At 60.5% G+C, this 20,501-nt stretch carries 34 protein-coding genes and 1 tRNA gene; all 35 read right to left on the reverse strand.

The annotated features are described in order from the left end of the window. Positions 1-10 precede the first annotated feature (10 nt). The 35 genes from J9892_RS12080 to J9892_RS12250 all read right to left on the reverse strand — a co-directional run bounded on the left by J9892_RS12080 (position 11) and on the right by J9892_RS12250 (position 20,245). Positions 11-388, reverse strand: coding sequence for a hypothetical protein (locus J9892_RS12080; protein WP_194495802.1), 378 nt, complete (start codon positions 386-388; stop codon positions 11-13). Continuing rightward, entirely contained in the window at positions 385-738 is a 354-nt protein-coding gene (locus J9892_RS12085; protein WP_210538390.1) for a hypothetical protein, read from the reverse strand. Before J9892_RS12085 ends, J9892_RS12080 begins: the two co-directional genes overlap by 4 nt. Before the next feature lie 144 nt (positions 739-882). After that, positions 883-1,137, reverse strand: coding sequence for a hypothetical protein (locus J9892_RS12090; RefSeq protein WP_210538391.1), 255 nt, complete (start codon positions 1,135-1,137; stop codon positions 883-885). Next, positions 1,134-1,292 carry a hypothetical protein gene (locus J9892_RS12095; RefSeq protein WP_210538392.1) on the reverse strand — a complete coding sequence of 53 codons (159 nt, stop codon included), beginning with the start codon at positions 1,290-1,292 and terminating at the stop codon, positions 1,134-1,136. Before J9892_RS12095 ends, J9892_RS12090 begins: the two co-directional genes overlap by 4 nt. After that, on the reverse strand, positions 1,289-1,459 hold the full coding sequence (locus J9892_RS12100; RefSeq protein WP_246876663.1) for a host cell division inhibitor Icd-like protein: 171 nt from the start codon (positions 1,457-1,459) through the stop codon (positions 1,289-1,291). Before J9892_RS12100 ends, J9892_RS12095 begins: the two co-directional genes overlap by 4 nt. A 329-nt stretch (positions 1,460-1,788) precedes the next feature. Continuing rightward, complete coding sequence (locus J9892_RS12105) at positions 1,789-2,574, reverse strand: antA/AntB antirepressor family protein (protein WP_210538393.1); 786 nt, start codon at positions 2,572-2,574, stop codon at positions 1,789-1,791. Between the two features lie 14 nt (positions 2,575-2,588). After that, entirely contained in the window at positions 2,589-3,005 is a 417-nt protein-coding gene (locus J9892_RS12110) for a hypothetical protein (protein ID WP_210538394.1), read from the reverse strand. Between the two features lie 9 nt (positions 3,006-3,014). After that, positions 3,015-3,233 (reverse strand): AlpA family transcriptional regulator, encoded by a 219-nt coding sequence (locus J9892_RS12115; protein WP_210538395.1) that lies wholly within the window; start codon positions 3,231-3,233, stop codon positions 3,015-3,017. 99 nt (positions 3,234-3,332) lie between these two features. Next, entirely contained in the window at positions 3,333-4,178 is an 846-nt protein-coding gene (locus tag J9892_RS12120; protein WP_210538443.1) for a hypothetical protein, read from the reverse strand. Between the two features lie 110 nt (positions 4,179-4,288). Continuing rightward, the gene (locus tag J9892_RS12125) at positions 4,289-5,539 is read right to left on the reverse strand and encodes an integrase domain-containing protein (RefSeq protein ID WP_210538396.1); all 1,251 of its coding nucleotides are present in this window, start codon (positions 5,537-5,539) and stop codon (positions 4,289-4,291) included. A 246-nt stretch (positions 5,540-5,785) separates the two neighbouring features. After that, complete coding sequence (locus J9892_RS12130; RefSeq protein WP_043163218.1) at positions 5,786-6,961, reverse strand: site-specific integrase; 1,176 nt, start codon at positions 6,959-6,961, stop codon at positions 5,786-5,788. Then, the gene (locus J9892_RS12135) at positions 6,928-7,125 is read right to left on the reverse strand and encodes a hypothetical protein (protein WP_042642185.1); all 198 of its coding nucleotides are present in this window, start codon (positions 7,123-7,125) and stop codon (positions 6,928-6,930) included. The genes J9892_RS12130 and J9892_RS12135 overlap by 34 nt, the downstream gene beginning before the upstream one ends. After that, positions 7,118-7,555 carry a hypothetical protein gene (locus J9892_RS12140; RefSeq protein ID WP_111873678.1) on the reverse strand — a complete coding sequence of 146 codons (438 nt, stop codon included), beginning with the start codon at positions 7,553-7,555 and terminating at the stop codon, positions 7,118-7,120. Before J9892_RS12140 ends, J9892_RS12135 begins: the two co-directional genes overlap by 8 nt. 56 nt (positions 7,556-7,611) lie before the next feature. Continuing rightward, positions 7,612-7,926, reverse strand: a complete 315-nt coding sequence (locus J9892_RS12145; RefSeq protein WP_210538397.1) for a hypothetical protein — start codon at positions 7,924-7,926, stop codon at positions 7,612-7,614. Positions 7,927-8,014: 88 nt separating this feature from the next. Next, positions 8,015-8,326, reverse strand: a complete 312-nt coding sequence (locus J9892_RS12150; protein ID WP_210538398.1) for a DUF4406 domain-containing protein — start codon at positions 8,324-8,326, stop codon at positions 8,015-8,017. Positions 8,327-8,370: 44 nt separating this feature from the next. Continuing rightward, a complete protein-coding gene (locus J9892_RS12155) occupies positions 8,371-8,589 on the reverse strand; it encodes a hypothetical protein (protein WP_042027561.1) in 219 nt (72 codons plus the stop codon). Then, the gene (locus J9892_RS12160) at positions 8,553-9,179 is read right to left on the reverse strand and encodes a hypothetical protein (RefSeq protein ID WP_210538399.1); all 627 of its coding nucleotides are present in this window, start codon (positions 9,177-9,179) and stop codon (positions 8,553-8,555) included. The genes J9892_RS12155 and J9892_RS12160 overlap by 37 nt, the downstream gene beginning before the upstream one ends. Beyond that, positions 9,176-9,796 carry a hypothetical protein gene (locus J9892_RS12165; protein WP_210538400.1) on the reverse strand — a complete coding sequence of 207 codons (621 nt, stop codon included), beginning with the start codon at positions 9,794-9,796 and terminating at the stop codon, positions 9,176-9,178. Before J9892_RS12165 ends, J9892_RS12160 begins: the two co-directional genes overlap by 4 nt. Beyond that, positions 9,793-10,137, reverse strand: a complete 345-nt coding sequence (locus tag J9892_RS12170; RefSeq protein ID WP_210538401.1) for a hypothetical protein — start codon at positions 10,135-10,137, stop codon at positions 9,793-9,795. The genes J9892_RS12165 and J9892_RS12170 overlap by 4 nt, the downstream gene beginning before the upstream one ends. Further along, positions 10,134-11,045 carry a recombination-associated protein RdgC gene (rdgC, locus tag J9892_RS12175; RefSeq protein WP_210538402.1) on the reverse strand — a complete coding sequence of 304 codons (912 nt, stop codon included), beginning with the start codon at positions 11,043-11,045 and terminating at the stop codon, positions 10,134-10,136. The genes J9892_RS12170 and rdgC overlap by 4 nt, the downstream gene beginning before the upstream one ends. Before the next feature lie 20 nt (positions 11,046-11,065). Further along, positions 11,066-11,245, reverse strand: coding sequence for a hypothetical protein (locus J9892_RS12180; RefSeq protein ID WP_043163230.1), 180 nt, complete (start codon positions 11,243-11,245; stop codon positions 11,066-11,068). Positions 11,246-11,304: 59 nt separating this feature from the next. Then, positions 11,305-11,889, reverse strand: coding sequence for an MT-A70 family methyltransferase (locus tag J9892_RS12185; protein ID WP_064339862.1), 585 nt, complete (start codon positions 11,887-11,889; stop codon positions 11,305-11,307). Then, entirely contained in the window at positions 11,886-13,103 is a 1,218-nt protein-coding gene (locus tag J9892_RS12190; protein WP_210538444.1) for a hypothetical protein, read from the reverse strand. Before J9892_RS12190 ends, J9892_RS12185 begins: the two co-directional genes overlap by 4 nt. Positions 13,104-13,152: 49 nt before the next feature. Beyond that, complete coding sequence (locus J9892_RS12195; protein WP_210538403.1) at positions 13,153-14,241, reverse strand: hypothetical protein; 1,089 nt, start codon at positions 14,239-14,241, stop codon at positions 13,153-13,155. A gap of 48 nt (positions 14,242-14,289) precedes the next feature. Then, complete coding sequence (bet, locus tag J9892_RS12200) at positions 14,290-15,255, reverse strand: phage recombination protein Bet (protein ID WP_210538404.1); 966 nt, start codon at positions 15,253-15,255, stop codon at positions 14,290-14,292. Further along, entirely contained in the window at positions 15,252-16,097 is an 846-nt protein-coding gene (locus J9892_RS12205; RefSeq protein ID WP_043163235.1) for a PD-(D/E)XK nuclease-like domain-containing protein, read from the reverse strand. The genes bet and J9892_RS12205 overlap by 4 nt, the downstream gene beginning before the upstream one ends. After that, positions 16,094-16,477 (reverse strand): hypothetical protein, encoded by a 384-nt coding sequence (locus J9892_RS12210; RefSeq protein WP_210538405.1) that lies wholly within the window; start codon positions 16,475-16,477, stop codon positions 16,094-16,096. The genes J9892_RS12205 and J9892_RS12210 overlap by 4 nt, the downstream gene beginning before the upstream one ends. Beyond that, positions 16,474-16,839, reverse strand: coding sequence for a hypothetical protein (locus tag J9892_RS12215; protein WP_210538406.1), 366 nt, complete (start codon positions 16,837-16,839; stop codon positions 16,474-16,476). Before J9892_RS12215 ends, J9892_RS12210 begins: the two co-directional genes overlap by 4 nt. Before the next feature lie 2 nt (positions 16,840-16,841). Beyond that, entirely contained in the window at positions 16,842-17,033 is a 192-nt protein-coding gene (locus tag J9892_RS12220; RefSeq protein ID WP_210538407.1) for a hypothetical protein, read from the reverse strand. A gap of 23 nt (positions 17,034-17,056) precedes the next feature. Then, the gene (locus tag J9892_RS12225) at positions 17,057-17,533 is read right to left on the reverse strand and encodes a hypothetical protein (RefSeq protein WP_210538408.1); all 477 of its coding nucleotides are present in this window, start codon (positions 17,531-17,533) and stop codon (positions 17,057-17,059) included. Beyond that, entirely contained in the window at positions 17,530-18,117 is a 588-nt protein-coding gene (locus J9892_RS12230) for a hypothetical protein (protein WP_111896653.1), read from the reverse strand. The genes J9892_RS12225 and J9892_RS12230 overlap by 4 nt, the downstream gene beginning before the upstream one ends. Before the next feature lie 479 nt (positions 18,118-18,596). After that, the gene (locus tag J9892_RS12235) at positions 18,597-18,815 is read right to left on the reverse strand and encodes a hypothetical protein (protein WP_210538445.1); all 219 of its coding nucleotides are present in this window, start codon (positions 18,813-18,815) and stop codon (positions 18,597-18,599) included. 76 nt (positions 18,816-18,891) lie between these two features. Beyond that, positions 18,892-19,383: a hypothetical protein gene (locus tag J9892_RS12240; protein WP_210538409.1), complete on the reverse strand. Its 492-nt coding sequence runs from the start codon at positions 19,381-19,383 to the stop codon at positions 18,892-18,894. A 312-nt stretch (positions 19,384-19,695) separates the two neighbouring features. Next, positions 19,696-19,947, reverse strand: coding sequence for a hypothetical protein (locus J9892_RS12245; protein ID WP_246876665.1), 252 nt, complete (start codon positions 19,945-19,947; stop codon positions 19,696-19,698). A 223-nt stretch (positions 19,948-20,170) separates the two neighbouring features. After that, positions 20,171-20,245, reverse strand: a tRNA-Pro gene (locus J9892_RS12250). Positions 20,246-20,501: the final 256 nt, after the last annotated feature.

The raw sequence follows: 20,501 nt of genomic DNA on the forward strand, positions 1-20,501 counted from the left end.
GTTGTTGCTTTCATGCTCGGTAATCCTCCATCCGTAGCAGTTGCGCCGATTGGGGCGGCGGATTGGTGGCCCCGGCCTTTGCCTGATAAACCTGATCGGCCAGCCAAAAGAGCAGAGCCTCAATGAACCTCACCCCGAAGTTGCTTAGGCCGTCCCCATCCCTTGCTAGCATCGCCTGCAACATGAGGGTGGCCGTGTGTGCGTCGTCGTCCTCTCCACACACAAACACGGTGATAGCGGCGGGGAATGCTGGCGTGTTCAGTCGCAACACCTCCCCGCGATCCCGGAAGGTTTCCCCAAAAGCGGCGCGGTAGCGATCTGCCACACGCTGGGCAAGCTCGGCCACCGTCATTTCGATGGCCCCTTTCTGCGTTGTTGTCTTGCTCATTGCAGTGACTCCCTATGCTCTCGCGCCAGCCCATCCATGAAGTCTTTGCCCTCATTCAGCATCTGCCGCACATCGGCGCAGAGGGCGCAAAACATCTGATCCATTACCAAGGCACCCAACGGGGTGAGCGTCTCCCCGGCCACCATGTGACGCAGCATCAGCAAGGCATCCTCTCGCCCCTGTTTGCCGCCAGCGTGTTCCAGATGAGCGCCCACGATGTTGTTCTGAATCGCCATGGTCAGCACCTCCTGATTCAGCGGCAGTTGAACCCCCAGATGCGTGAAGCTATCGCCACGCTCCGCCAGATATGCCCGCGCCATCGACGACACCAGCTTGTCGATTTCACTCATTGCAACCCCCTGTTGCATTGTGATGGTGTGGCCGTTGGGCCTTCATCAGTCGTTGAAACAACACCCGTAGCACTGGCAGCCGCAGCGGCACTCGGTACAGCTCGCGCCAGATGCGGCGGCGAAGGGCATCTGTCAGTCGTTCGCTCATAGGCCACCCCCAGTCAGTACAGCCACCAGCTCATTGAAAGCCCGTTCATCCAATCCGGCTTTCAGTTCGCGGGCCTGCTTGGCGGTCACGGCAACGGCTGCCCCCTTGGTCTGCTCAATGAAGCGATCCCGATCACGCCGCCAGTCAAAGGCGCTCAGGCTGCCAGCCTGTGAGCGCTTTCCGGTTCGCGGGTTGATTGGGCCAACAAAGACTGGCTCGCTGCCGTGCGCAGCCCATGCGAAGTAGGTCATGCCGCCACCTCCTGACAGATCCCCGCCTCAATGCGCAGGGCATCAAGCAAAGCGCTGTATTGCGCACGCTCCACGGGGCATAGGTCTGTTTGCTCCAGCAACGTTGCCAGTTGTGCCAGCAGTTCAGCCAGGCGGGGGGAGTGGGTCTGGTTCATGCTGCCACCTCCCCAGACGGACGGCGGCTGACAAACACCAACGGCAAACCTGCCAGGGCGGCGCGGGCTTGTGCTTCGGTGTCAGCAACGGCGCTAACGATGCGGATACGGCGCAGGTCTGCCAAACGGCAGGTACGGGAATGCTGGATCAGGAAGGTGTAGATCATGGGAAGTGCCTCTGTGATTTTGACAGAGGCGGATCGGGTAGCCGCAAGACAGCGCCCCACAGATAAGGCGCAGCCGGGGCGTTTTCTTTGGCTCCCGACCCATGCCCCGAAACTGGATAGATCCCCGGCGCGGTGGCCGAAGTCTCGGGAAATGAGGGCTGATTGTCTCTGTGTGGTCGCAGCTTGCGGGTGTCTAATCCGCCAGCCATGCCGCCACTTGTCTAAGGTGGCGACGGCACGAATCGTACCGCCTCGGGCGTCCTCGTACAAGCCAATTGCAAAAATTGGTAGTCGTCGGAATGCTGACGCTGTGCGGTGGATCGAATCCATCATACCAGCCCCTCCCGCTTCATCTTGGCGGCCAGCATCGCGGCCAACCGCGCTTTGCGCTCGGCAAAGTCCATCCCGGCATCGAGCAAGGTGGCATTGCTGCGCTCCAGGTAGGCCACCAGCGCCAGTTGATAAGCGCTCATGTGCTGGCGGATAGGCCCGCTGACCCCGTGTAGGGTTGCCCACTTGGCCGCCGCCATCCCCAGTACCAGCCGGTTGAGCAAGTCAGCCTCGTTGCTGTAGTGGTGGCCTAGCGTGGCCTTGCCAAGGGTTGCGCGGTGGCGCTCCAGGGCATCATTCATCAGCTTGCAGTAATCCTTGCTCGCCTCCCGTTCACCGTGCCAGCGATCTAGCGCCGCTTGGTTCAGCTCGGGGGCGACCGCGATCAGCAGTGCCTCACAGTCGATGAAGTACCGGCGGGCGCGGCGGCCCTCGTCGTTGCGCTCCACCATCGACAACTCTTTGCTCATGTCGAGGCGGATAGCGTATTCCTTGCTTCGGCGGTCACCTCCGCGCCCTCGTTTGGTTCCCCGGATTTGGTGAATCAAAACGTAATCCACCCCCTCCACAAACCCGTACTCAGCAATGCGATCCTGTATCCAGGTGGAGAAGTCACGGCCCACCTTGAGGAAGGAGTGAAGCTCGCGGGCGTTGACGGTTTGAACTGCCTTTCCCTCGATATGCTGCGAGGTCAGCGGCAACCACTTGGCAAGGGATGGCTGGGCCGGTTGGCTGATTTTGGGCAAGGCTTCGCCCTGGGCAGTGAGCCCATATTGTTCTTTCATGGCATACCTCGGGGTTAAGCGGCGGGAGGGAGGGGGGAAGCTTCTGGTGTGCGAGCGCACATAATGGCGGCGTAGTCATCTGCCAGTGGGGCAGCCTGTCGCTGGCGTCGCCAGTGGTTGATCAGAGCCACCAGCTTATGGGCTTGCTCGCGGTCGGCCAGCCAATAGCGCTTAAAGCGAGTCGTCCCGCCGCCGCTATGCTGGTGCTCAAAGAACGCATCTGTGATGGCTATCCCGTGATTTCGGCGCAGCAGGCTGACGCTGTTTCGCAGGTTGAGATCACGGAGACCCGCTAGGCCAGACAAGGCGCTGACCCCCTGGGATCCCTGCTCCAGCAGGTGAGTGGCGACCAGTTCATGCTTGGTGATATGCTGGCCGGGCTCAAGCTTGGTCGTGCCGTTCTGCGGTGCGGCCTTTTCTTTTTTGCTCATGTTGCCCCCTTATGCCGCTTTGCGAGCAGCGATGCGGGCTGCCATCCAGGCGTCAATCTCAGCCTCGATAAATGCCACTGAGCGCCCAGTTAGGCGCACGGTTTGCGGGAAAAGGCCTTGCGCCATCAAGTCATAGACGCTCGATTTGCTCAGGCCGGTTTTCTTGATCACCTCCCGCACTCGGATAAAGCGCGTTGTGGGGCAGTTAAGGGAATAGTGTTGTTCCATATTGGTTTGCCTCGGTCGTTGTTGTTGACGGGGCAATGGAAACACGGCGGAGTTTTCGAGTGGGTGAGTTATCTAAAATTCACGTGAGCTATTGAAAACTCACTGTCGGACACCAGCTTTCCTTAACCAGGCTGCCAGGGTGTTTTTATCTACGTCGGCCAGTGTTCCACTAAGTTTCTTGCAGGCTATTTTTTGTTTGAGAGCTTCAATGCTTCCCTGGAAATCTTTATCCGTAAACCCATGAGCCATCAACAGCTCAACGATGGCCTTGCTTTGGTTTGCTGTCACTCTAGGTTTGATTTCTTCGGCACTAGCCACAACCTCAATATCCGCGCTAGCTTGCCCCTTCTTGTCAGGGATAGGCTGTCCGCTGGCGATGTGCTTGTATAGCAAGGCAAGATCGTCAGACATGACGATTAGGTTATTTCTGGCCCTGGCAAAATCCTGTTGCTCGCACCCATACCCTAAGCCTGTGAAAGTGCGGACGCCCTCGGGCTGGCAACTCCCTCTTCGACAATAATGCTCGTACACAGGGAAAATATACCCGCTAGTACCGTGGTATATCTTCTCGATAGTTTGATGCGGAACGCGCCAAAGACCTGTGAGAATCGCACGGCCTAAGCTGAATAATTCCTCGCTAGCCCCCTCACATCTAAGCGAGTCAAAAGAGGCCGATGCGTATTTGCTGATCTTAAATACACCTCCCCCTCGGAATACGCTAGCTACCTCTAAGCGCTTTTCACCCGTATACATGACGACTTTTTTTGATGTCACCTCTTCATTGTCTGGTGGCGTTCCAAGTGGCACATGATCCGCATGTATCCTCAGCGATATTTTTGCTGTTGCCCCCCAATGAAGAATATCCACTTCCTCACAGCCCAATAGGCGGGCGGCTCGATCAATCCGGCAATACTCCAGCGGTAATAATGGGGTGTCTTTGCTCATTGTCGCGTTACCTTTCACGCACCTTGAAAAGATTGCCGGGTCAGGCGGGCAAGGTTCCCCGCTTTTCGATTGGCCGATCTAGGCCCGGCAGTTTGTGGGGCTGGTGGCCGTCAGTCGCCCACCACCTTCAATGCTCGTTGGCCGCTCGCCAGAGAGAGATTCCCTTGGCTGGCCTGCTCTATGTGGTTGCTCCACCAGCACATCATGATCACCCGCTGCTCGAAGTAGTCGGAACGGTTATAGGCGCGGCGGATCTCGTTGTCGTCGGCGTGGGATAGGGCAGCCTCGATGGCGTCCGGGTTGAAATTTTGTTCGTTTAGAATGGTACTCCCCAGCGAGCGCAAGCCATGAGCCACCAGCCGTCCGCCGTAGCCCAGCCGTTTCAGGGCTGCGTTGGCGCTTTGATCATTGATATGGCCGAGTGGGTCGCGGTAGCCGGGGAACACAAAGGGGCGATGACCGCTGATAGGTCTCATCCGTTCCAGCAGAGATATTGCTTGTGGTGTCAGGGGCACTCGGTGGGGGCGATCCATCTTCATGCGATCATCAGGGATGTTCCACACCTTGGCTTCAAGGTCTATCTCGTCCCAACGGGTACCCGCCGATTCACCGGGGCGCACCAGCGTGTGAAGGCTCCATTCAATCTGACAGCGGGTGGTATGTTCCAGGCGACCGTTGGCAATGTCGGCCATCAGCGCAGGCAGTTCGTCCGGCTTGAGGGTGGGCATGTGTTTCTTGGTGGGCTTCTTGAACACTTTGCGGATCGCGGAACAGGGGTTGGCATCGAGCAGGCCATGGTTAACCGTGTAGTCGAGGATCTCATTGATACGCTGACAGAGGCGGCGCACTGTCTCCAGCTTGCCATCAGCCTCAATAGGGCGCAGTAGTTCGATCACCAGGGGGGCGCGTATCTGGTCGATGGGCATGGAGCCGATGAAAGGCAGCACATACAGCTCAAGGGAGCGCCACGAATCGGCGGCATAGGCTTCGCTCACGTCGTGCCGTTTCAGCTCCAGCCACTTGGCGGCCATGCGCTCAAAGGTGTTGGCGCTGGCCTCTTGCTTGGCTTGGGCAATGGCGACCTGTTCTTGCTGGTGGAGTTGGGGATCAATACCTTCGGCCAGCAGGGCGCGGGCTTGTCGCCGTCGTTCTCGGGCGGCGGAGAGGGTAACGTCAGGGTAGGGGCCGAAACTGAGGTTGGCCCGCCTCTTGTCACCAGGGCGGTAGTAGTTGAACAGCCACAGCTTGCCCCCGTTCGTTTTAACCCTCAGGTAGAGGCCATCACCATCCCCCAAGTTGTATTCCTTCCCCTCGGGCTTGGCTGTCCTCAACTTTGAGTCGGTCAGCTTGTCCTTGCTCATGGTGTTACCCCCTCCAGCAGTAACACCCAAAACGGTGTTACCAGAACCTTGTTACCGCACATGTTACTCTTTGAGCTGGCTCTAGGCGACTTCCTTGGACTATCTCGGACAACAAAAAACCCGCAAAGCCTTATGCTATGCGGGTTTCTGGTCTTTCTCGTTCCTACTCGGAACATTATTTGGTGGAGCTGGGGGGATTTGAACCCCCGGACTGTGCAGCTTTACCAATTGAACTATAAGGCTTTTTTATTTTCCGGTTGGATTTTGGATCAGGATTGGCGCTTTTGCTGTCTGGCCGTCGTACTCGGCAAGGTAGGATCCATAGTGCCGAAACAGCATTTCCGGCCCCTTGTGCCCCATCTGGGTGGAGAGCCAAAACAGGTTGCAGCCGCGGCTGATGTTGGCAGTGGCGAAGGTGTGGCGGGTCTGATAGAGGTGGCGGTAGCGAACGCCTGACCGCTTGAGGGTGTAGAGCCAGGCTTTCTTCCTGATGGCGTCGGCCCCGGCCCAGGGCTGGTTGAGTTTGGGGTCGTCAAAGACATACTCCCCCCGCATGAAGGTGAAGCGCTTCTGGCTGGTCAGTGCCGCCAGCGCCTCGCCGGTCAGCTCGATGGTGCGAGTCCCGGCCCGGGTCTTGGTGGTCTTGATGACTCCAACCACTTTGGCGCGAGATACCTGCACGGTGTTACCGATCCAGTCGATGGCCTCCCAGCGCAGGGCGCACAGCTCTGACGGCCGCATCCCGGTCGCGAACGCGAAGGAGAACAGGTTGGCCCACTGCTCATTGATGCCGTGGGCTGTGGAGAGGATGGCGGCCACTTCCTCCGGGGTGAAGGGGTCCACGTCCTTGGCTCCCTGATCGGGAACTGAATTCCCGTCCAAATATCGGGAAACGGTCACCAGAGAAACCGGGTTTGATGCCAGTAACCCATCCGTGACCGCCTCGTCGATGGCGCTGCGCAGGAACGACAGCCGGTTGCGGGCCGTCTTCGCGGTAGTGCCTCCCCTGATCAGCCAGTTTTTCACCTGGGCGGGTGTCAGCTCGGAGACGGTGATCCCGTGCAGATCGGCCAGCGCTGTGTGGCACTTGCGGTACCCAACCATTGTTGATGGGCTCAGCCCCCGGCGCTCACATCGCTGCAGGTACTCGTCCAGGTAGTCTGCCACCTTGGCGGCGATCGAGGCGCCGCCGAACATCCGCAGCTTCTTGGATTTCGGGAAGTAGTCGGCGTAGGCGAATTGGCCCCGCTCTATCTTGCCCTGGATCTCCCCGAGCAGGCGGGAGGCATAGCGCACGTTGGCGGTGGTGTTCGGCAAGTTGGACAGGGGCTCACGACAGCGAACCCCCTTGAACGTGAAGGTGATATTGATCGTATCCCCGCGGACCGTTACGCCGCGTGGGAGCTGTTTTTCATTGCCCACTTGGTTACCTCCGCGATGTTGACCCAACGTTCCTTCACCCCATCCACGTTGACGATGTGAACCCCCAACTGCCATATACCGCGTTGGATCCGCTTGTTGATGGTGTCCCTATCGGTGAGCTCGATGGTGCTCAGGTAGGTGCTGAGCGGGATGGCGTCAGGCATTCTCATTATGATGAGCTGGCCCTGAATGTGGCTTTGCGCCGGGTCTGCTGCTGTTCCCATGGTTGTTGGTCCTCGTCAGTCTGGTGATTTCATCCCGGCCCGCTCGGTTGTAGAGGAAGCATTCCACCTGCTTCCTGCTGCTGACCGCCTGGTCAAGGCGGTACTCCCCGAACGCCGGGCGTTTGAGTTGGTGCTGGTTGGCCAGCCGGCCAATGGCCTGGGCGCTGACCCCCAGCTCCTTGCCCAGTTCGGTGGCGCTCCAGAGCTGGCCGGCAACCCGGGGCGCTTCGATGGGCAGGTCGAAGTGCGCCAGGATGCGGCCGATCTCGGCGAGCTTGGCCGATCGGGAAAGGGTGGGGGAGCGCACGGCGCTGACCAGCTCGTTGAGAAGCTGGCTGTCCTGGTCGATGGTCAGTTGAAGTTGCTGCATGGCGTGGCCCTCCTGTCCCAGAGGATGGGGCGCTGGGTGGATTGAAGGAAGGGCCGTTAATCAGCGGCAGATGATGTAGCCGGGTGTTTTGCCTCGTAGGTTTCGTCTTTGTGCGCCTCCCATGAGTAGGTTGCCGGGAAGGCGCCACGAGTGCCTTCTTTGACGAAGGCGAAGATGTGGCTGTGCTCACCTGTCGAGTCTGGAACAACCTTAACCCAGCGATACTCTGGAACGCAGAGGAAGCAGTCATATCCCTCAGCCCGCACAGCCCTCATAAACTCATGGATGTCGTGATGGCCGCGAGACATGAAAATGCGCTGCCTATCACAACTGACGTCGTAAACGTCGAGTGGATATTCTTTTCCGCTCATGCCTACCACCTTCCAATCAGTGCGGCCGCCACAATGACGGCCAGAATGTTAATGGCCAGGATGGCGAGCCCGGCGGCCCGCTGTCTGGTCATGCCGCCACCTCGTCAGCCAAGTGCGGCACGGGGAGGATTATGGCCTTGCCGAGCTTGATGGCCAGGGCGTGCTCTGCTCTGGCGCCGGCGCTGCGCTCCCAGCCAGGCAGCATGACCAGCTGATCTGCCATCTTAACCATCTCGATGCAGATGGCCATGTATTCGTGTTGCTCCAGCCCATCCGGCAGGATCGCCGGGTTTAGGGCCACATGGCCCAGGCCAAGCAGGCGGTGCGCCTCGGCATTGAAGGCGTCGCGGTTGAAGTTCGGCAGGCCTGAGATAGGCCCGGCTATGTAGATTTTCGCCATGGTGAGTCCTTGAATTGGAAGCCCCGGGCAGGCCGGGGATCTGGTTATGCTCGCCAGCCCCGGTACCCGATAAAGCCGGGATCCATGACTTGCCTGAACGGCAGGACGGGGAGGTGGGCTATCAGGGTCTTGAGCTGGGGGTTATCGGGTTGGCTGTCGATGGTGACCCGGGCGCCGGGGTTAATGCGGAGGTATCTGGCGCGGGTCTCTTCGGCTTCGGTGCGGGTCAGTCCGGGCTGGATGATGGGCTCGCGGAATCGCACGGCTCACCTCCTTTCTGTACTTGCTCTGGATAGAGCAGGTCATCATGCGAGGGGCCAATAATGGAGTGCGGGTCTTCGCCAGCAAAACGGATCACCTGTCGCCATACGCTATCCAAAGTTCTGCGATAAACGTTCTCCATGGGGCGGTGTGCAACCTGTTCATGCCAACTCGTAACGGCCCAATCAAGCAAGCGCTGATCGGATGAGCGCAGGGGCGCCTGGCAAGCTAGGTCCGCCCGCACATACGGCACCTCGCAGGCAATCACCGAATCAGCGCACCAACTCACCTCGCTGGTATCGCTCGGGAATGGCTCGCTGTGGTAGTGGCTCTGGTCTCCAATCTGCAGCCAGATCCGCTCCGGCGCGGTGCGGATGGTTTCGGTTACTGTCACAGCAGGATCCGGCAACTGGCCAGCCAGCAGGTCGTCGATGCGATCAAGTAGATCGCACCCCCGGTAGTGCTCTGAGATGGTCTGCGGTATTGAGGCGCCGATGTATTCGTGTATATCTCGCAGCAGTTCCGCCATCACCCCGCATTGCCGGGTGGCGTCGGCTAGGTAATTCGGCTTTATCTTGAGTTCGTGCTTCACGATTGCTCTCCTTCCACAAATTCGAGGGCGGTGGCCACCTCCGGCAGCAGCTCGTCCCAGGTGGCGATGGCTCCGTTCTGGTGCCAACCGGCCACGCCCTGGCTGTTGTTCATCACACCCAGCACGCCATTCAGCGCTTCGCGCAGCACATCCCGCTGCTTGGTCATGGCGGCCAGCTTCTGCGCCGGGGTGAGGCCATGGGTGCGCTGCATGGTGATGGTGAAGGGGCCTGTTTCCGGATGGCTGCCGCTCAGCTCCAGGTAGTTGGTGGCGCCGTTGGCCTTGAACTGTCCGGCGAATGATGCCGCCACCATCTGTAGCGCTATGCCTGACATGGAGATGTTGAGCCCGTCATGGGTGTTCATCTCTTTGAGGTAAGCCTGCTTGGCCACAAACTCGGCCAGGCTCACGCCCTCCAACTCCTTGGTGTCGTAGCCGTCCAGTAGGTTCCAGCAGGCGGCCAGCCGCCGGGCATTGGCGGCGGTGACGGACTCGGCGACCAAGTGACCGCCGTAGTATTCGGTGGCATCGCTGCCGCTCATTTCGGGGATGGGGTGGTCTGCCACAACCGCCCCCGAGTGGCCTACCCGCAGCAGGCCCTTGGTGTGTTCGCTCATACATCCCCCAGCATTCTGATTTCGTCGTCCGTCAGGCCGGCAGCCCGGGCCTTGTCCATCACCCGCAGGCGCTCGGCGTTGAGCGCATCAGCACGGCGATCTGCGTCGTTGGGCTCGATGATGCTCACCGGCGCCAGCCAACTGCCTCGCACCTTCACGGCGATCTCCTTGCTGACGTGAGCGTCGCTCCCCTGGACGCCCTTGCGTGTCGCCATGCGTGCGGCGGTGGATGCTGATCCGCAGACGTGGATCGGGTACTGATGCCCACGCCCCTCGGTGAGGTCGGTGTTGGTGTAAACCACCCAGACCTCTTTGGTGTCGGTAATGGTGATGTCGGTCATAGCGGCGCCTCCTCACCACCCAGGGCATTGAACAGGGCCGGAATGAACTGGGAGAGCTCGCCGGTCACCAGGGCGAAGTCCGCGTCCAGGCGGGCGGCCGGATCTTCACTGGTGATGTCGTCGTTCTGCTCGCGCATGTCCTCGCTGAACTTGAGGCGCTTGATGGAGAGGTCATCGTCCAGCACAAAGCTGAGGCGCTCACCCCAGTTCAGGGCCAACTTGGTGACCAGCTTGTCGTTGGCGAGGTGGTTTTTCACCTCGTCGGTCATCAGGTCTTGCTGTTTGAAGCGGGCGATCCCGCCGTGCTCCATGGCGCTGCGTAGCTCGGATTCATCCTCCAGGGTGAAAGCTGCCGGCAGGTTTCCCTCTTGCAGCCACTCGGTCATGGTGATCTCGGGTGGGTTCTTGAGCGCCACCGGCACCACCGGCAGGCTGCCAATGGACTTGCGAAGCAGAGCCAGCACATCGTCCGCCTTCTTGGCGGAGGAGGCATCGACCATAAGCAGGCCGTCGGCCGGGTTGATCCAGGCGAAGGTGTTGGCGGTACGGCTGAACGCCCGGGGCAGCAGGGTGTGCAGCAGCTCCTCCTTGAGTGCCTCCTTCTCTTTCTTCTTGAGGGCGCGGCCCTGCTCGTACTCGATGGCCTCCACCTTCTCTGCCAGCGCTTCCTTGATGACGGCGGTCGGCAGGATCTTGTCCTCGCGGCGGGCACAAAGCAGGATCTGGCCGTTGGCGGCATGGGTCAGGGTGTGGCCGAGCTTGCCGAAGGGTCGGGTCCAGCCAAAGCGGGAAATATCCTGGCTGCCGCAGGGGGTGAAGGCGCACGCCTCCAGTTGGGTTTCCAGATGTTCGGCGGTCAACTCGAACTGGCGGGTGAAACGGTAAACTTGAAGGTTTTTAAACCACATGGTCTGGGTCCTTTGGTCGGTTAGTTGCGGGCTTTCTTGGCCTGCAGGTCGTGTATCTTCTTGGCTGCGGCCTCGGCGGTTTGTCTGTCGCAGGTGATGCCGCCTGGCAGAACGAACTTGCCGGGCTGCTTGGGATGGGGCATGACGACGCCCAACCCGATGACTACTGCACCGCAGTAGGGGTTTTCCGTGGCTTTCATGGGGGGCCTCGAGTTATCCACTCGTTTCTGTGTGGCTGGCGGTGGATTGGTTGGGGGTATCAGGCGGCGGACTGCTCTGGTAGTGATGGGGCTTCATTGCCCCAGCAATCCCAGCCTGGGGCTGCAGAGCGGGCAAAGAGCTCGATGCGTGGGACATCACCGCACAGTTTCTCGATCGCCTCTCGGCACTCGTGCGGCTTTTCGCTGTGGCGCCCCACCTTGGCTCGAATGACCGAGCGCACAGCCTTGTCTACTACCAGGTTGCTGACTTTGCCCTTGATGCCGATCAGGGCGCACTCCGCACCGGCCCGGGTTGCCCACCCCATACCGAAGTGGGGGTTGTCGTTTACGGTGCGCTTCTCCCACACCAAGCCGGTCATGGTCATGATCCGGAATCCCCAGGCTTGGCACAGGTCTATGGCCTCTTGTGGCATGCTGCCTACCCACCACATGACCAGCATGCAGTTGTCGTCTGCCAGCCTCGCCACTGGCAGCGCCTTCATGTCCTCTATCGATGTGACGCTGTACACCTGCGCAGCCCCGCTTTTCATTGAGCCGCCTGACTTCTTCGATTTGAATTGCCAGGCTGGGTCCGCGTAGATCACTCGGTACTTGTGGTTTGTGCTGTGGATGTCGATCTTCATGCAGCCTCCTTGTGCTGCTCAGCGTGCTGGCCAGCTGCGAACTTCTCCTCCCACAGCTTCACCTTGAGCTCGCAGGCATAGACGATCTGGCCGACCAGCTTCTGGCCGATCCCCTTCACCTTGTCCAGCTTGTTCCCCTGGTGGCTCATCACCTTGTAGAGGGTGTCGATCCCGGCCTCTTCCAGCGGCTTGATGGTGCGCGGCGGTAGGCCGCATTCATGGATGCTGACTGTCTTGGCCCATTCGGTGCGGGGTTGCAGGTGGGGGTGACTCTGCTCCAGTGCCTCCTGCATGAAGGCGAAGATGTCCTGCGTCATGGCATCAGGGGCCCCGGAACCATAGGGCGCCGGGTAGATGGGGTTCATCCACTGGCTCAGCATGACCGAGCATCCGGAGCCATCGGATTTCATGGCGTGCAGCTTCCAGCTGAGGTCGTTGATGAGGTAGGGGAGGTTTGATTTCAGGCCATGATCCACCATGTATACGTCCCAGAGCGTGCCATCCTCACCCTTGTAGGTTTTGCCGAGGTGTTTGTGCCAGATAAGCTTAGCGGCTCGGGCGCTCTCCAGCTCCATGATGATGGTGTGACGGCGTTCCAGCTCACGATCCTGCTCGTTGATGGCGCTCAGCAGCTCACTGATACGGCGCCCCAGCTTTAACACTTCCGCACGGTAGGAGGCTTCGTTGCTCTTGTGCTTGGCGATCGCAGTGCGCTGCTCCTCCAGCAGCTCGTTCTTCTCCTTGATGCGGCGTTTCATGCCTGCCGGATCCATGGCGTTGAGGTCGGCCAGTTGACGCTCGAGCTGGCGGGTGGCGTACTGCAGGGCGCCGTACTTGGTCTGGACATCGTTCAGGATGCGCTGGGTCTTGTAGAGCTCGTCTGCCATGGCCTCCAGCTCGGCGGCGCCTTCTTGCCGTGCTGCTGCAATGCGCTGCTCGGCTTCGGCTACCTGCTGGCGCAGCTGGCTGACCAGGGCAGCCTGGGTGAGCAGCTCGCCATCCCGGCCTTCCAGCTCGCCGATCAGGGTGTTGAACTCGTCGATGTGGGCGTTGGCCGCCTCGCTGATCATGGTCAGGTTGGCAGTGAGCAGGGTTTCAAAGCTGCCAATGGCGGCCTTGGCCGGGCCGTCCGGCATCAGCAGGATGTTGCGGATCTGGCTGGTGAGGGTGTTCAGGGCGAGACTGGTCGCCTCGCTGGGGTTCATCGTGGTCATGGTTGGTCCTCTGGGAGTGCAAGGGCCCCGTTGGCGGCGGGGCGGGTGATCAGTAGTTGATGGTCAGATGGTCGATCTTGTTGCTGGCGATGTGCTTGATGAGGTTGATGGCTTTCCCCTCATCGATCCCTAGGCCCATCAGGTCCATCAGGATGGCGTTGTTGACGGTGCGGCGGTGCTCCATGTCGGCGGCGCGACGCTCGTCTTCCTGCTGCTTGCGTGCCTGCTCCTGCTCGATGCGCTGACGCTCTTGCTCAGCAGCGCGAGCGGCGGCCTCTTCCGCCTGGCGAGCAGCGTTGGCTTCGGCCTGCTTGCGGGCCAGCTCGGCGGCTTCGGAATCACGCCGGGCCTGCTCTGCAGCCTGCTGTGCCACCAGGGCTTGGCGTTGGGCCTCTTGCTCGCGGTGCTGGGCGGCTTCACGCTCCAGGCGCTGGCGATTCTCTTCCTCCCGGCGGGCTTGCTCCGCCGCCTGCTCGGCTATCAGGCGCTCGCGGTCGATGCGATCCTGTTCGGCCTGCTTCTGGCGCAGCTGCTCCAGCTCTGCCTGCTCCGCTTCGTACTTCTGGCGGGCTGCCAGGGCCTCGCCGAGGCGCTTGGTTGCCAGCTCCTTGGCGACGGTCGCCTGGGGCAGCAGCTCTTGCCAGGAGTCGTCCATGGCGTTCTGCTCGACCTCCTGCAGCATGACCTGCAGGTCGGCGGCGGCGATCTCGATACTGGCAGAGGATCCCAGTTCATTGAGGCGGGCCAGTCGGGATTGCAGTGCTGCCACTCGGGCTTCCTCTGCCGCTTCGTACTGGGTGAGCGGGGCGCGCACCTCGTCTTTCAGGGCGTCCAGGGTGTCGCGGATCTGCTTGCGGTTGGCGTCGATGCGCTTGGGGATCTCCTTGAACTTGTCAGTTTGCTCCTTGCCGAGCCCGTCCAGGTAGGTCTTGGTGCGGGCGACAGAATGGGCGACGCTGGCGATCTCCTTGCGGCCCTTGGCGGTGGTGATGTCGGGCACCAGGCTGGTTGCCTTCTGGCGAATGTCGGCCAGCAGTTCAGCCACGCCCTGGCCCTCGGTGAACAGGGCGACGGCGGTAGTGGGTTCGATGACAACCAGTTGGGCCTGGGTGTTGTCGGTCTTGGCTTGTTCGGTCATGACGGGTCCTTAGGATTGAAAAGGCCCGCAGTGAGCGGGCCTTGTGGGTTATTGCTGGGCGCTGAGCTGTTTCTTGCGCTCGCCGGCGATCTGCTTGATACCTTTCTCGATCTCCTTGTCGCCGGTTTCGCTGGCCCAGGTCCAAGCGGTGGTGTAGGCCTGCTGCCATTCGGTGGTATCACATGCCCCCTCGATGGCGGCGCAGTGGTCGGCGTAGGCGTTGGCGTGGTCCGCCTGGGCGGGTTCGGCCATCTGCTCATGCTCCAGGGTGACCGGTTCGGTGCTCTGGCCGCGGATGGCATCCAGGGCGCGGCTCTTCGCTGGGGAAGTCTGCTGTGGCTGGTTGCCTGGGATCTCGTTGATGATGATCTCCTTCCCTTCCATCTCCTCGGCGGTGGGCTCGCTTCCGATCTCCGGCCAGGCCTTGCGCAGCGCCTGCGCCTCGGTGCACTTGGCGAGCTGGGCATAGGGCCGCTTGCGCCACATGGCGTTGGGGCACTCGGTCTTGCCGCTCTGGGTGGCGTAGTTCTCCTTCCAGCGCTCCAGGGCGTGGAAGGCCACCCGCTGGCCATTGACCATCTTGAAGACGGTGTACTTGCACCATTGCGGGTAGGTGACCTTGATGTTGACACTCTGGTTGTAGGGGTCTTGAAACTCCTCGGTGACATCCGGCCCGAACACGGGTTCATCGGCCCCCGCGTAGTTGCCGGAGCGATCGGCCTGGATCCGGTACATGCCGATCCCGGGCATCGGCACATCCCGCCAGACCTTCTCTTTGCTGCGGGCATCGGTTACCTGCATGGGGACGAGGTGGACCGGCTTGAGCAGAATGTCCAGGCCGCGAGCCTTGCAGTAGTCGATGGCCATGACCACCGAATCGGGGTTGGCACCCGGGTAGATGGTGTTGCACAGGGCGTTCCAGGTCGGCTCGTCGATGCCTCGCTGGACAAGAATGGGGAACTGGGCGGCGAAGTTATCGGCCGCCTGCTGTTTGAGGCTGGTGATGCTGCTCATGCTGCTTTCCTTGTCGCCCAGGCTGGGCGCTGGAGGGGTTTGAAGTCGTGCCAGTCGTTGTTGACCCGGCAGTCGTGGAAGCGATGGAGGTCGCGGCGGAACAGGTCCTTGCCCGCATCCTTCCAGTCATCCGTCAGGGGGCGCACCCGCACCGGGTAGCGGCCACAGTTCACGCTGGTGCTGACAGCCAGAAAGACGAATTCCGGCTCCTCGCCCATCACCCGGTGGAAGCCTTCGGAGTACATGGCATCCTGCACGTGGTAGCGGAAGTCCTCGACATGGCGCTCGAAGCGCCCCATATCGTCCACCGACTTCACGTCGATCATGATGGGGTGATTGCTCAGGTGGCGGTCGGGGCGGATCCGGCACAGCTCCTGGGTCTGGGGGTCAATCCAGTAGAAGGAGGCCTCGCTGTGCCCTTCCTGCTCCAGCAGCCAGCGTGCGTCCGGGTGGGCCATCACGCTGTCGCGCATCAGGTAGAGCTTGCGTCCCTCCTCGGCATCCATCACCGTCTTGCCCAGCTCTGCGCAGCTGGCTAGGAACTCAGCCTCTTCTGCCTTGCCGGCGTTGGTGCGGCGGTTGAACGGTGGGGCGATGATGAAGCGGTCTTTGAACTCGTCGGGCTCCAGCAGCAGGCAGTGGATGGCGCTGCCCATGTCGAAGGCCTTGAGCTTCTCCTCATCTACCGGGGCGTTTTTGGCCCAGATATAGGTGGCTGGGCTTTCGGCGATCTGGTCGAGCTGGCTTTTGCTGACCCCGGGGCCAGCGTGGTACTCCTCGTTGGAGAGGCCGAACACCCGGCCAAGCGGGTGCGCGGTGGAGGTGTCGGCGATGGCATTCATGCGGCACCGCCTTTGGCATTTCTGATTGCGGCGTGAGCCCTGTCTAAGTGGTTGAGATCATCCGGTTGACCATAAGCAACCCACTGCAATACTCCATCCAGCGCAGTCAGCAGCTCGTCGCGCTGCCGCTCAACATCCAGCAGCTGGGTGCCAACGGCAGCGACCAGTCCTTTCTGCTCCAACTCATCAGTGGGCAGGCCACGGCACGCATTCACGCATGCCACGATGCGGCGGGCGTTGGCGATTGCTGTTCTGCCGCTAACAAGCTCGTTGCAGCACATTGCCAGCGCTACCCCGCCTCGCTTTGGTTCCCTCCCATACATCATGATGCCATCCCCTCCATTCCAAATAACCCACGGCTCCGGTGTGTGCTTACTCATGCTGCGCTCCTGTGCTGATACCGCTCAAACTGCTCCTCGCTCATGGCGGTTTGCAGGTCGGCGGTGTGACAACCCCATGCTTCCTCGGCCATGGCGGCCAGGGCAGCGTCCATCAACTGCTTGGTGAGCTGCATCAACGGGGCGGGCTCGACCTCGGTCATCAGCAGTAACATCGCCTGGTTGAGCTGCAGGTCCTGGTCGTGGTTCACCTCGCGCAGCAGGGTCGATAAGTCAGTTTCGAGCTGGCCAGCCAGCAGCAGAGGGCGGTTGGCGTCACACCACTCGGCGATCCACTCGGCCTTGGCGTTGGCCTCGGCCTCGCGGCTCTCCAGCAGGGCAAGCAGGGCGGTTTCGTTGGTCATGGCTACATCTCCATTTCCAGTCGCAGGGTGCGCCGTTCGTGATACTCCTCGATGGCGCGGCGGGTGGCGGCCTTGGTCTTGGCCATCCGCTTTTGCTCGGCGGATGGGGCGGCGTCTACGTGGTACTTGCGGCGGGTGGGTGGCACCATTGCGCCGCGAAAGCCCATTACCTGGGCGACGGTCAGTGGTTTCATGGTCTGGGTCCTGTGGTGGTTGGTTAGTCGCTGGTCACGCTGATGGTCAGCTGTTTGCCGCGCCCCATAAAGTCAGCCAGGGCGGCGACGCGATCCTGCTGTTGGGTGACGCGGTGGCGCTGGCTGGTATCCAGCGCATCAAGATTGACGTTGACGCTAACCTCGACCAGCTTGCGGGTCTCGCGTTCCAGCGTCTTGGTGTACTGCTTGGCGGCAATGGCTATCTGTTCGGACGGGGAAGCCAGCTCGTAACCGTGCCCACGCTTGATGTCGAGATAGATCTTGCGCTCGGTCAGCAGCAGCTCCCGCAACTCGTTGACGCTACGCAGCACCCGCCACTCATACTCGTCGCGGGCAGCATCGTATTCGGGGATGCTGGGGTATTTTTCCGGGAAGGGGCGTTCCAACCCCAGCATGCGGCGCAAGTCTGCGTGACTGATGAAATCGCCGTAGTGGAGCCCGAGAGCATCCCAGGCTGTCAGTTGTTCTTCCTGAGTCATCCGGCCACCTCCACGTTGAAGCGGCCGTAAGTGCCGCCGCAGGCTGGGCGCCAGTCGCCCACGCCCACATAGCGACCGGCGTTGCCGAGCACGGTCAGCAGTTCGCTGCGATCCAGCCTGGTGTCGTCAAATTCGATGTGAAAGACCAGTTGCCAGCCAGCAGGGAAGCGCGGGCGGTGGCGCATCACTCGTGCGGTCCCCACCTTGACGCTTTTGGCCAGCGAGAAGCCCGGCGTGTCTACCAGTTGCTGCGGGTCTTGCGGGCCGTCGTAGCGCAGTGTGATCTCATCTTCCAGCACCAGCAGGCTGCGCTTGAATTCGGTACCCAACTTGTTGAGCTTGGCCGCCTCGGTCAGGCAGGCTTTCAGGTTGCTGCCCGGCAGGTGGATGCCACTGGCCCTGCTGAAGTAGATCGCCCCCAGTAGTTCGGAGCGGGCGATATCCTCGTGGTCGGTGTCGGATTTCTTGCGCTTGGAGGTCAATGCCTTGTGCGCCTTGGTCATCGGATCCAGCGGGTCGCTAAAGCGGTCGCTGTGCATCAGTAACGGGGTGGTGCCCGTCAGTGTCAGTTTCAGTGTTGCCATCTTTTAGTCCTCGTTGATGTGCCCTTCCGGGCCCTTGCCTTGCCACGCCAAGCCCTGCCATGCCAGGCCAAGCCGCGCCTTGCCAAGCCACGGTTGTTAACGCTCGCGCGTCGCAAAACCGACTCATTGAATCGGCTTTACGCTCGTCTGAGCCCTTGCCCAACCGAGCCCTGCCAAGCCATGCCCGGCCAAACTAGGCCATGCCGCAGGGCCAAACACACTCAGGGAATGCGCTTGGCGCTGGGCGGTTTTTAACGAGGTCCGCCACCTCCCTTGCCTTGCCACGCCTCGCCGCGCCCAGCCAAGCCGCACCCGGCCTTGCCATGCCTCGCCTCACCAGGCCACAGCCTGCAACCCCCTGTTGCAAGAGGCTCCAGGCTGGCCACTGTCACCAGTGGCTGCCGTCACCTTTATCCGCGCCATGTTCCGGTTCGACGGGGTAATGGCGATCTGCCGGGCCAGCAGATTGCGAGCGGTGACTACCCAGATCCAGGTTGTGAAAGAACGGTGCAACGCAGCTTCTTTTGGCAAAAAGAGGTTGCAGAAAGCCGAGACACACTCGCGGTGCCTATTAAATGCGTCTTGGCCATCCGCTTTTGCTCGGCGGATGGGGCGGCGTCTACGTGGTACTTGCGGCGGGTGGGTGGCACCATCGCGCCGCGAAAGCCCATCACCTGGGCTTCGGTCAGATTTTTCATGGTCTGGGTCCTGTGGTTGTAAAAACGAAAAAGCCCAGCAGTTGCTGGGCTCTGTTAGCGTTATTGCGTGAATACGCTAAATAGGTTTTTTACACTTACGAAGCGCATCGATGCCGATCTGAAGCTCTGGGAACTTTGCGCTTGCCGTTCTTCCTTGGAAAATAATGTCGGTTTTCTTTGAGGCATGCACTGCATTCAATAAAAAGTTCTGGCCATCATCTGATACTGGCTTTACCAACACGCCCTCATTCTTGCCGCTAACATAAGCAGCTACAGACCTGAGCTTCACACCGTTGATGGTAATCACCATGTCATCTACAGCCCCATCCGTACCTCTGAAACCAGCGGCAAACCGGCTCGGCAATGACAAAGCCAACACCCCTTGATCTGATATAACCAAACTTATCTGGCTATCGGTGCCACCATCTCGGTCAAGATTGAATCCATGAGCCCAATCGCAGGTATCTACAACGAACCAGTTATCTTCATCAGTCTTCGCGGATATACCAAATGCTATCAACGATCCACTGAGCAGCATTGCATGCCACCAACCCCCCACTCGATTCATAACCCCTCCTTATTTCGAAGGGGGTATTATGGATCTGTTTGGGGCGGCTGTCAGCCTGCAACCCCCTGATGCAAGGGGCTCCAGGCTGGCCACTGTTGCCAGTGGCCACCATTCACGTTCACGCACCGCCTTCCGGATTGAACGGGGTATCGGCGCATCCCTACCGGCATCGGGATTTGTGGTTGTGAGCCGGTTCCAGGTTGTTAAAGAGCAGGCCCAGCCGAATTTGGCGTGAGCGAAGCCAAAGCATCCTTGCGGTGCTTGAGAAAGAGGCTTTGGCTACGGCGCTATGAGGGAAGCGCCAGACCCGGGTCAGATGGCGTTGCGGTGGAACTCGGCCCGCCAGTGGAGTAGGGCGCGGCATTTCATGGCGGTCATGGTGCGCACCTTGGCAGACTTGGCGGTGCGGGCTGCGACGAGCTGGTGCCGCTCGGTGGCCATCATGGCCAAGTGCAGGCGCTGCTTGATGGCCCGGCGGCGGGCGGCGTTACCGTTCAGGCGGTCGGCGATGGCGGCAACGATCTGGTCGGCGCGTTTTGCGGCTCTGGAAATAGTGACTTTCATCATGTTATCCTTGCGTCTGTTGGCGAGTTGGTCCTCGCTAATTCCCAGTTGATTCGTCATGCTGGGTCCTGATTGCTGGGGTTGGTCCCTCGGCTTTCACTGACCGGGTGGTACCCGGTCCTTCGAAGCCCGCCTTGTGCGGGCTTTGTCGTTCTTACGCGCTGGTCAGGCGCTTCACTGCTGCCCTGGTTGGGGCTGGGTCCTGTTGCTGGTTGTCTAAATTTGGTCGGAGATACAGGGATCGAACCTGTGAAGCCCTCATCCCAAATGAGGTGGCATACCGCTTGCCTAATCTCCGAGGTTGCCGGTTACGTCTCCGGCCCGGGCTCTCACCGTTCGTGTGGCATTACCCAAGACCTTCACCACGATTGGCCGCCTTCCACGCTGCCCCTTGTTGCTATCGGTCTTGGTCGTTCTCTCAAGAGGACGATGTGCAAACTGTATTCTTTAGAGAACGATTGGTCAACACCGATCTCTAAAATAAACGATATTTTTTTTGAACAACAAAAAACCCGCCGAAGCGGGTTAAGGGGAGGGAGAGGAGAGGGGGGGGG

The organism is Aeromonas sp. Prich7-2 (genome assembly GCF_017939255.1).
Taxonomy (GTDB): domain Bacteria; phylum Pseudomonadota; class Gammaproteobacteria; order Enterobacterales; family Aeromonadaceae; genus Aeromonas; species Aeromonas caviae.